Raw genomic sequence first — 11003 nt, 5'->3', positions numbered from 1 at the left:
TCATCAAGTAACATGTCCGTATTTGCATGTTTTCTTGGAGATCCCATTATCGCTACAATATCCATTATAATCCTCCCATGTTATTATCTTATTTGAGTTAATCTGCGCATATCCTCATTGTCAATGCCATGGAAGATTTTGAAGTATTTTTTCTTTGTTTGTCTGAAATTAATATTATTCATATCAAAAAGATTGATAATTAATTAAGATTAAAAAAAAAGAAAATGGTGGTTTGATTATACATCAGAGTATAATAAACCAATAGCTCTGTGCCAGAAGAATATTAAGTAAACTGAAGTGATACCTAATAAGATGTCACTGAGAATATCATTCATGCTACCAACAAGACGTACAACAAATACAATGATTACTGCTATAATTACAACAAGAATAACAGTTGCAATAAGTTTACCCAATCCTACTCTGGATATATCCCCGATAGCTTCTCCCATAGATAAGGCATTGCCTAAACTGTCAGTTTTTGCTAATCTGCATCTAGCCATAAAGTTTGCTAAAGCAAATATTATAAATAAAATTATACTGATTATGGATAAAATCCAGTTCCTGAGGAATATTCCTAAAACAAAAATTATAATCGCAGGGACAACGTAATAAGCAATGTCAACAGCAATTAATTTGATAGCATTTGAAATTTGTCTTCCGATATCAATTCCAGGACCATCATTTCTTCTTTCAATACCAAATTTTACAATGTCTAATGCATATCCTTCAATCAGGAACATCACTATAATGAAAACCAGGATTCCAATAATTCCTACACCACCAAGAGCAAAACTGGATACTCCTTTTGTAGCTGAAACACCTAATAAACTAATTACAGTTGTCCCACCTATAATTGCAGCAATTATTGCTAAAATTATAAATAAAACTAAAGCTTTAATATTGTGAAATGGATATGCCAAAGCATCCCCAATTATCTCTCCTACATTCATTTGATTCACCTTTTTGTTTATTAATAAACTCATTATGAGTCACTGTTATTTTTTTTAATTGTTCAATATAAATATTACTATTAATTTTTTATTCTTAGAAACTTAAAATATTTTTAGACAATATTCAATTTCAAAAACATGAAAAATAAATGATATTTTTACATTGTGAATAAAAGTTAGTATCATCAACAAATAGAACAACATTTAAAGATAGACATATTGCATGAAAAACCAAAAAAATAGAACATTTTAATAATTCATTTAATGATAGTAATTAATGATAATATGAAAAAATACGTTAAGTTCGCATTTAAACAACATAAATTACAAATTTTTGTGATATTGGTCTTCTCGATATTACAGACTTATTTTCAATTAACCATTATTAATCTGTTTAAAAGCGCCTTAACCCATGTTGAAATGAAAGAAATTCCTTTGTTAAATGCTGATGGACTATCCATGTTCATTTATTCATTTCTTTTAATTGTTTCAATGATTGCAATAGTGTATTTGTCTAATAATCTTTCAGTCACCATTGGCCATGACACCCGTGAAAAACTGTTTCATATTGTAACCAGATTGCCGCAAAAAGAGTTTAATAAATTTTCAAGCACAGATTTGATGAACAGGATTACAAGAGAAGTTTATTTGCAGCAAAATTTTATCCAGATATTTTTAAAGAAAATTTTAGTCATACCATTTGTAACTGTAGGTATCATTATCGAAATCTCATTAATTGATATTGAATTTGCTTTATATTTTACAATCTTTGTCATAATCCTTGATATGTTAATGATTCTTAAACTTAAAAAAATCACGAATTTTTATTTTGAAGTTAAAAAAACTTATGGTAGGATTAATTTCTTATTTAGGGAAAAAATTACCGGATTAAAAACAATAAAAGTCTTTAAAAAGAAATTATTTGAAAGAAAAAAATTCGATGAAGCAATCACCGACTCATATAATACCAGTTTGAGATTTCAACTAGACCAGTATTACATTTCCCCATTATTCATTTTTCTTTCAGATGTGTTTGTCGTGCTTCTATTAATCTATTTATTTGATTTTACTCTTGATCCGGGCACAACCCTTCTAAATCCCGGCAAACACTATAACACATTCGTTGATATAGTCATTATTATTCAATACATAATATATTTTGCATCCACACTGTTATCCCTACACGATTTCATTGAAAACTGGCCTAAAGGCTATTCTTCAGCAAACCGTATAGAAGAATTGCTTGATCTTGAAGAGAAAAATATAGAAAACAAAAGCAAAACCTTAAAAAGCGATTTCAAGGGAATTGAATTTAGAAATGTTTCATTTAATAATGATAACTATGACATCATTAAAGATATTTCGTTTAAAATCCCTGATAAAACAACTGTGGCCATTGTTGGAAAATATTCCAGCGGCAAGACAACTTTAATGTATCTGCTCGATGGATTATATGATATTGACGAAGGTGAAATTCTAATTGACGGATATGACATTAATGATTTGGCCTATGATGAACTTAAAGACAAAATTAACTTTGCAATGCAAAAAACCCTTATATTTCAGGATACTGTCTACAATAACATCACATTAGGAGACAAACTGACTACAAAAAATGATGTTATTAAAGCCTGCGAAGCCTCAGGTTTATCTGACCTGTTTAATGAAGAATTAAATTTAGATACAATAGTTTTAGAAAATGCCTCCAATATCGGCGACGGCTTTAAAAAGAAGATCATATTGGCCAGAAGTATTGTGCATGAAAAGGAAATCTATATTTTTGATGAATTTGATTATCAGGTTGAAAATAAAACAAATATCATTTTAACTAAAAATATTGAACAGATTAAAGATATCGAACATATAATAGTTTTAGATAAAGGCAGAATTGTTGGTGAAGGCAATCATGAGGAATTGCTTAAAAATTGCTTAACCTATCAGGAATTACATAAGGAGGTTAGGCAATGAAATCACAAAGGGAAATCCTATCCGAATTTTACAAATTAATCTCCGACTATAAAATTCAGGTGATATTTTCAATAATACTGATTGCCGTTTCTACATTTTGTATCGCATATATTCCAAAACTTGCAGGGGAAACAGTGAACCATTTCCTGGATGGTTTGGCTGAAACTGACTATGAGGATATTTTTGAAAATCTAATATTTTTATTGGGATTATATGCTGCAGGATATTTTCTAAAATTGCCAGCATCAAGAACAATGATTTTTGTTGGCGAAAAAGTAGCTTACAGGCTAAGAATGAAGTTATATGACTCATTGGTCAGTGCACAATTAAAACATGTATATTCAGATACTTCCGGAAATATCATGAGCAGGCTCAACAGTGATTTGATGAATGTGAGGACATTCATTATTTACTACCTGTCCGAATATGTGGGAGTGATAATAGCATTCATTTTCACATTAGCATTGATTATTTCAACTAACTATAAATTAAGTTTAATTTACATATCACTATTGCCAATATTTGGAATTGTTTTATATTATTTCGACTTTAAATCAAAGCCGAACTATATAAAACATCAAAATGAAATGGGGAACATGATTGGATTTATGGGCGAGGTTGTTGCAAACCACACAGCAATCCTCACATATAACTGTCAGGATTATGTGGAAGAAAAATTTGAAGAACTGAATAATGAAGTTGACAAATACTATAAATCCTCCAGATTTTCTACAGGAGCAGTTCCTCCATTCGCACAACTTTTTATAAATGTTGGAAATATCATTGTTTATTTATATGGAGTTTATATGTTAATTAATAATGAAATACTGCTAGGTACACTGTTAACTGTAATATTATACGGAAAACTATTAACTAAACCTCTTTTAAGAGCAAGCGCCCTCTTAACATCATGGCAAACATCTTTAGCCAGCCTTGATAGAATATTAGAAATTATAGAAACTCCCGTTGAAAATTCTAAAGGTTCAATAGAACTGGACAAAAACAATCTCGAACCTGTAATTGAATTCAAAAATGTCAGCTATGGAAATATCATCAATAACTTTAATTTAAAAATAACTCCAGGAGAAATTGTCTGCATTACCGGCCCAATAAATTCAGGCAAAAGCACTTTAATGGAATTGTTAATCAGATTGCATGAGGTTGATTCCGGTGAAATCCTTATCGACAATATTGATATTAACAAGATAGATTCTGACAGTTATAAAAATATCTTTGGATATGTTCCAAGTGAAAAATGGATTTTTGAGGGCACTATAGCTGAAAACATTGGATATGGACTCGATGAATATAATTTAGAAAATGTTAAAAAAGCATGTGAAGCTATTGGTTTTGATGAAATTATCGAATCAAAACCAAATAAATACGAAACAAAAATTTCAGATGAGAAAAATACAATAAGCAATAGCGAAAAAGAACTGATCTGTATTGCAAGAGCCCTAATAGGAAATCCTAAAATCTTAATTTTTGATGACGTCAATGTTGACATCAGCAATATAATTGATGGAAAAACAACATTTATCATCACAAATGATAAAAAAATCCTTGAAAAATCAGACAAAGTAATAACATTAAAATAGAACCAAAAAAAGCAATTTTTCTTTAATTTTCGATTAAATCATTAGAAGTTATCAAATATTGATTTTTCGCCTTCCCCATCTAATTTTTAATATTTTTGTTTTTCAATTCTAATTTTAAAATTAAAACAAATTATTAAATATTATTTCTGACATAAATTAGTATTAATAGGATATAAAAATTGTTGATATAACCTATTGATATAACACATATGACAAGTCAGTCATATTTTATACTTAAAATGGATATATAGGAGGATTAATAGATATGAGTGAAACACTAAAAGAACATTCTTGGATTCCATTAGTGTTAGTAGCTTGTGCTTCATTTATTATAACATTGGATGCTACATTCATGAATGTAAGTATTTCTAAGGTTGTAGTTGATTTACATACCGATGTAAGTACCATTCAGATGATTATGTCATTCTATACATTAATCACTGCGGCATTCATGCTGCTCAGTACCAAACTTCAAGACATAGTCGGTAAAAAGAAACTGTTCATAATCGGTACTGTACTTTATGGTATCGGTACATTTACTGCAGCAATAAGTTGGAGTACTCCAGTGTTATTTATTGGATGGGCATTGATTGAAGGTATTGCAGGAGCATTAATGACACCTGCTACTGTTTCCCTTATAAGCGGAATCTATTCCGGTGAAAAACGTACATTTGCTTTGGCAATTGAAAGTGTAATGGTTTCCATTTCTGCCGCTGTCGGTCCACTATTCGGTGGGGTCATGACAACATTTTTAAGTTGGAGATGGGGATTCGCAGTTGAATTAATATTTGTAATATTTATTTTAGTAATGCAACATAAAATACCTGACTTCAAACCTACTGAATCTAAAAACGATTTGGACATTACCGGTACTATAATTTCAGTTATAGGACTTGTCTTGTTTGTTTGGGGTATTTTAATGCTGACAAAAGAGTCTTACAGCGTTGCTGTAATAGTTTTAGGTTTAGTTATCCTTGCAATATTTGCCTGGTTTGAAATCAGAAGGAAAAGAAATGGAAAAGTGCCATTACTTGATATGGACTTATTCAAAGACAGAAATTTACGTGTAGGAGCAATCATTAGATTAATAGGTTGTCTTGCAATGGGTGGAGCATTGTTTGCAGTTTCACTGTTCTTGCAAAGTGTAATGCAATTAAATGCATTGAATACTGGTTTGACTACACTTCCGATGACTATAGGTCTGCTTCTTTTCGCAATAGCAGCTCCAAGTTTATCTACTAAATTTAGTCATAAGACCCTCATTGCACTAGGATCTTTAATCGCGATCGCTGGATGTTTGATTTTAAGCTATCAATTCAGATTAAATACAACAATGTATGATCTAATACCTGGTCTGTTTGTACTGGGTGCCGGACTTGGTTTTGTAATGTCTTTAAGCACAGACATTTCATTAATCAATATTCCTAAGAAAAGTGAAAATAACGCATCTGGTGTTCTTACAACCACACAAACATTAGGTGAATCAATGGGTACTGCAATTATTGGGGTAATTCTAATTCTCGGAGTTATGGGAGGTCTCTCTACTGCAATCAATATGTATGCACCAGACCATGCAAACGACCCACAATTCTTTGATGATGCAGCAAATTACTTACAAGCAGCTGGTACAGAAAATATTACACAGGACAGCACTGTTCTGAATGCTATAGATGTCATTATTCAGGAAGCTATGGGATTCGTAATGATAGTAACGGCCATTCTGCTGGCAGTTGTATTTATTGCAACGTTGCGGCTAGAACCGAAAAAACAATGAGAGTTTAACTCTCATTTTTCTTTTTTAATCATATATAATAAATTTTTGGAGGAAAACATATGGAACCAAATAAAATAGCAGGAATATTATCAATACTCTTGGGATTAATTTTTATAATTTTCCCTGTTTTCAGTACTGCAACATTGTCCATTTTTATTGGATTAAGTTTAGTATTCTTTGGTATAGCATTAATGCTATCCGGATTTTCAGCAGTCAATATTATTATTGGGATTCTAGCCATTATAGTGGGAATGGTGTTCATATTTAACATTACTGCATTATCATTCATTTTCGGATTACAATTCTATATCATTGGTATCATACTGATTTTAGGAGGCATAATTGGTCTTATTTCAGATTCAAAAATATCAAAAATCGCTTCAGTATTGATTATAATTTTAGGTATAATCTCATTTGCTCTTGGAGGATTTTCAATCAATCAGCCTCTTTTCGCTGCAATTCTTATTGGTGTAGCTTTAATCATCGAAGGTGTAAGATTATATCTAGACTAGAATTTAATAACCAATCTTCTGATTGGTTTTATTTTATTTTTTATTGACTCTTTTTCTAGTGTTATGAATTAATATACATAACATAAACAAAAAAAGCATAATCATATAATGGATGTTGAAAAATGGACAGAGGAATGGAATGGCTCATTGGTGGAATATTGGCTTTAATTATTGCAATTGTTGGATTTTATTATACTAAAAAAGTTACTGCAGTTATAGTTCCCATCATATTCATTTTCTATGGCCTTTATAAAGTAGTATTGGGAAAAAAATAATATTCCAGTTTAAAGAAAAATATTCTATTCTAGAAATATTAAATATCAAGTCAGTAAAACAATATCCTCAACACATCAGCAAATAATGAATCAATTTCTTCCCAATAATCAGAATTTTCAATATCCTCACTTGAATGAGGATGTGTCAAAATTTGTTTAACAAATTTATCCTTATTCAATTTTAAAAATCTTTTTTTCAATGTTTTTCACTCAAGACATAATATTAACCCCTGAATTATATAAATTTTAAAATTATTTACTGTTACACAAACATTAAGGATATTGAATGAAAAAAATATATTTGGGTGTAGAAAATGAAACAGTATGTTGTTGATGCTTTTACCAATCAGATATTTAAAGGAAATCCTGCGGCAGTCTGCATTCTTGATGAATGGATAAATGAAGAGGTGATGTTAAATATAGCCATTGAAAACAACCTATCTGAAACTGCATTTGCAGTTAAAAACTCCAATCAATATGAAATCAGATGGTTTACACCGGGAGGTGAAGTTGACCTCTGCGGACATGCAACACTAGCAACAGCCTTTGTAATACTAAACTTTTATGAAAACACAGATGAAATTTATTTTAAAACAATTGATAATATCCAATTATCTGTTAAAAGAAAAGATACGTTATATGAAATGGAATTTCCAGCATATGATTTAAAACCAGTGCACATAACTGACGAAATCATCAATGCATTGGGAGTGCAACCAAATGAGGTTTTTAAAGCAAGGGATTTGTTATGTGTATTGGATAGTCCCCAAAGTGTAATTGATTTTAAACCAAATTTAGATAAAATAGAAAAATTAGAAGGACTATTACTTCATATTACTGCAAAAGGAAAGGAATATGATTGCGTTTCAAGATCATTCGGACCAAAATTAAATATTCCTGAAGATCCAGTATGCGGTTCTGGGCATTGCCATATTGTGCCGTACTGGAGTGAAAAATTAAACAAAAATAATATACATGCATATCAGGCTTCCAAACGAAGTGGACAATTATACTGTAAAATCAAAAATGATAAAGTTCTAATAGCAGGTGAAGCGACATTGTTCAGCGAATCAAAATTGAATATCAAATAGTAAACAATCGCATTGCCGATTTGAGCAGGAGCATAGATATTCAAATAAAATTATGTAAAAATAAGAAAAAACAATTATTAAACTCTAACAAATAATATAAAGTCTAAAAATCATTTAAAATGGATTTTACCCGTATACTATACAAAATATAATGTACTTTTAACTCTACTCATAATATTAGACTCCAAATTATATAAATGTAAAAAATAAGCTATAAACCATCACCATGGAGGATTATTATCGTAGACCACTTCCCTATTTTTATTTTCAAAATTACAATTTTTTAAATTGGAATCAAATTCAACTGTTGAAAGTATTGCACTACCTAAATAAGCATAATTACCGGAAAATGTTGAATCAATAATATTTAAATCGCCATCATTAAATATGGCTCCACCACTTTTTCCTACACCATTCTTTGAAAACATACAGTTAATTACAGTTAATTTTTTACAATTAAAAATGGCTCCCCCATTCTTGTTGGCCTGATTATTGCATAATTTTGAATTGCATATAATTAACTCACCCCCATTCATTATTGCGCCACCTTCAACAGATGAATCCCCATTTTTTAATGTGATATTTTTAATTTTAATATTTTCACCATTTATCAAGAATATAGGTGTTTTTCCACGTGCATCAACAGTGTGGCCACCCCCATCAATGACCAAATTATTTCTATAGATTTTTATTCCACTATAATATTTTGAATCCTCATCTGCCAAACAGTTTAAAGCAATATCATATTCCAATTTAATTACATCTTCTTTAGAATTATTTATCAAATCCTCCAGAAAAGTGAAATCTTCAACTGACGATTCAATGATTTCTCCCTGATTAACAATCATATCTCTTGAACCAGAAGTTTGAACACAACCCTCGTTAAATAATGATTTCTGTTGATCTGATGAATAATCTCCTCCAATATGTATTTCCTCATAATTGCATACATCATAATCATAATCAGAATTTTCAGTTTCATTATTTTCAAAATGAACATTTCGTAATACAAGGTTGCCCCGGTTATCTAACGCACCCGTATCCTGCGTGATGTTGTTTTTTATTGTGGAATCAGAAACATACATATCTTCAGTATTACTTATTGCACCACCCTTGTTTGCAGAGTTATCAGAAAAGAAGGATTTAATTATGCGAAGAGTATGAAATTCATTTCTTATTGCTCCACCTGAATAAACTGCAGCATTACCCTCAAATGCGCAGTCTTCAATATTGAGTTCACCAGAACTATTTTTTATTGCACCCCCATCATCATTAAACCCATTTTTGAATGTGATATTTTTTAATGTAACATTTCCAGAACATGAAAATATCCTTGTTTTTCCCTTAGCATCAATAGTGTGAGCGTTACCTTCAATAACAATATCAATCACAGGATTACCAATTAAAATTCCTTCAGGATACTGAGATACCTCTTCATCACTTAAAACAATATCAGAGTCTAAAACTATAGGCAAATGCCTCCCTTTTTGGATTAAATCATCAAGATATTTAAAATTATTTGACATGTCAAACACCAATTGTAACTATATAATACTATTATTAAATATACATTTAAAGGAATTGATTTACATTAACAGCAAATGAATTGCCAAACTCCCACTAAAATTAACATAATCTAAATACATTAATAATTTGCCTCCAAAACCCATATCCGACACCAAATTAATGGATGTAAAGATTAATAGTTGCAATGATTAGTGATTTGAATACAAATAATTTATATTGGAGTTTTACTTTTATTTTATTATTTTTTCACTTAATGCTTTTACTAGTAAAATACTTATTAACATCTTTAAATAATTAAATATTTATTTTAAATAACACTTTTTTAAATCCAAAGCACATATATTAAATATACTATTTCACAAAAATATTAACAACATTTAATAAATTCACACCTCCAAATATTAATCTTATTTTTTCAATGTATTAAGAAATGTTGATGCTTAGTATTATACCAACAATACTATACAAAATATAAGTACCCGCCTAAAAACAGCCAAAACAGCCTTAAAAAATAATTAATTAAAAAACTGTTTTTATGAAAATAAGAAAGAATAATTATTGATTAACCTATTTAATAACCGATACCAAGTTATCATGTGCTAAAATAAATATTAAAATTTAATAGATCTTATAAAGACTATAAATCATTTAAAAAGGATTTTGCCCATATACTATACAAAATATAATGTACTTTTAGCTCCTACACTATACTGTTATCAACATTAACATTAAAATATTTTATGAATAGTGAAATTGTAAAAACATTACTATGGATTAGTGAAGACGAAAGCAGTAGCCATAAATGTAATTATTGATTAATAAAAGGACACAATGAGGACTACACAAAAAATTATAATTGAATTATTTGGTAAAAATATCAAAACCATGAGTAAACATTTAACTAATATTTTTAAGTCTGAAAAGTTAGTAAAATCAGAAGATGCTTTCAATCAAAACGATTCCACAAATTGTAGAATCAATCATAAATTTACAAAGTGAAAGCAATATTCCATGAACAAAGCAATTTTACATAATCAATTCAATAATAACTATTTGAAATGCCTTTAATAAGATTAAATAGATATATATGCAATGAAAAATAGAATTAACCATTAGAGCTATGATAAGTAGCTCGATTATGGAGGTTTTCCATGAAAAAAAGCGAAAAAATATTAATTGCACTTGGAATTATTCAAGCAATAATTTCAATATTGCAATTAATATTGAAAGTGTTATGGGGTTAATCCCATAATACTTCTTTTCTTTTTTTCATTATATAAACCTTCCCATAATTAAAATGGAGTT

At 29.5% G+C, this 11003-nt stretch carries 8 protein-coding genes; 6 read left to right on the top strand and 2 right to left on the bottom strand.

Features of this window, described 5'->3' with window-relative positions; all coding sequences use genetic code 11:
* Nucleotides 1-236 precede the first annotated feature (236 nt).
* Nucleotides 237-953, bottom strand: a complete 717-nt coding sequence (locus ACJMLH_RS01270; protein WP_405274125.1) for a DUF4013 domain-containing protein — start codon at nucleotides 951-953, stop codon at nucleotides 237-239.
* A 264-nt stretch (nucleotides 954-1217) separates the two neighbouring features.
* On the opposite strand from ACJMLH_RS01270, the gene ACJMLH_RS01265 reads away from it, so the two are divergent.
* The 6 genes from ACJMLH_RS01265 to ACJMLH_RS01240 all read left to right on the top strand — a co-directional run bounded on the left by ACJMLH_RS01265 (nucleotide 1218) and on the right by ACJMLH_RS01240 (nucleotide 8171).
* Nucleotides 1218-2921: an ABC transporter ATP-binding protein gene (locus ACJMLH_RS01265; RefSeq protein ID WP_405274124.1), complete on the top strand. Its 1704-nt coding sequence runs from the start codon at nucleotides 1218-1220 to the stop codon at nucleotides 2919-2921.
* Nucleotides 2918-4519: an ABC transporter ATP-binding protein gene (locus tag ACJMLH_RS01260; protein ID WP_405274123.1), complete on the top strand. Its 1602-nt coding sequence runs from the start codon at nucleotides 2918-2920 to the stop codon at nucleotides 4517-4519. Before ACJMLH_RS01265 ends, ACJMLH_RS01260 begins: the two co-directional genes overlap by 4 nt.
* 265 nt (nucleotides 4520-4784) lie before the next feature.
* Nucleotides 4785-6293, top strand: coding sequence for an MFS transporter (locus tag ACJMLH_RS01255; RefSeq protein WP_405274122.1), 1509 nt, complete (start codon nucleotides 4785-4787; stop codon nucleotides 6291-6293).
* A 59-nt stretch (nucleotides 6294-6352) separates the two neighbouring features.
* Nucleotides 6353-6805 carry a DUF308 domain-containing protein gene (locus tag ACJMLH_RS01250; protein WP_405274121.1) on the top strand — a complete coding sequence of 151 codons (453 nt, stop codon included), beginning with the start codon at nucleotides 6353-6355 and terminating at the stop codon, nucleotides 6803-6805.
* A gap of 122 nt (nucleotides 6806-6927) precedes the next feature.
* Nucleotides 6928-7080, top strand: a complete 153-nt coding sequence (locus ACJMLH_RS01245) for a hypothetical protein (protein WP_405274120.1) — start codon at nucleotides 6928-6930, stop codon at nucleotides 7078-7080.
* 314 nt (nucleotides 7081-7394) lie between these two features.
* Nucleotides 7395-8171 carry a PhzF family phenazine biosynthesis protein gene (locus ACJMLH_RS01240; RefSeq protein WP_405274119.1) on the top strand — a complete coding sequence of 259 codons (777 nt, stop codon included), beginning with the start codon at nucleotides 7395-7397 and terminating at the stop codon, nucleotides 8169-8171.
* 221 nt (nucleotides 8172-8392) lie between these two features.
* On the opposite strand, the gene ACJMLH_RS01235 is transcribed toward ACJMLH_RS01240, so the two are convergent.
* On the bottom strand, nucleotides 8393-9697 hold the full coding sequence (locus ACJMLH_RS01235) for a pectate lyase-like adhesive domain-containing protein (protein WP_405274118.1): 1305 nt from the start codon (nucleotides 9695-9697) through the stop codon (nucleotides 8393-8395).
* Nucleotides 9698-11003 lie beyond the last annotated feature (1306 nt).

The organism is Methanobrevibacter sp., assembly GCF_045116495.1.
Lineage (GTDB): Archaea > Methanobacteriota > Methanobacteria > Methanobacteriales > Methanobacteriaceae > Methanocatella.
This window is presented reverse-complemented; position numbering and strand designations above follow the sequence as displayed.

Coding starts and splice junctions, on each gene's coding strand:
- ACJMLH_RS01240 (WP_405274119.1), top strand. CDS start 7,395: ATGAAACAGTATGTTGTTGATGCTTTTACCAATCAGATATTTAAAGGA.
- ACJMLH_RS01235 (WP_405274118.1), bottom strand. CDS start 9,697: ATGTCAAATAATTTTAAATATCTTGATGATTTAATCCAAAAAGGGAGG.
- ACJMLH_RS01270 (WP_405274125.1), bottom strand. CDS start 953: ATGAATGTAGGAGAGATAATTGGGGATGCTTTGGCATATCCATTTCAC.
- ACJMLH_RS01250 (WP_405274121.1), top strand. CDS start 6,353: ATGGAACCAAATAAAATAGCAGGAATATTATCAATACTCTTGGGATTA.
- ACJMLH_RS01245 (WP_405274120.1), top strand. CDS start 6,928: ATGGACAGAGGAATGGAATGGCTCATTGGTGGAATATTGGCTTTAATT.
- ACJMLH_RS01255 (WP_405274122.1), top strand. CDS start 4,785: ATGAGTGAAACACTAAAAGAACATTCTTGGATTCCATTAGTGTTAGTA.
- ACJMLH_RS01260 (WP_405274123.1), top strand. CDS start 2,918: ATGAAATCACAAAGGGAAATCCTATCCGAATTTTACAAATTAATCTCC.
- ACJMLH_RS01265 (WP_405274124.1), top strand. CDS start 1,218: ATGATAGTAATTAATGATAATATGAAAAAATACGTTAAGTTCGCATTT.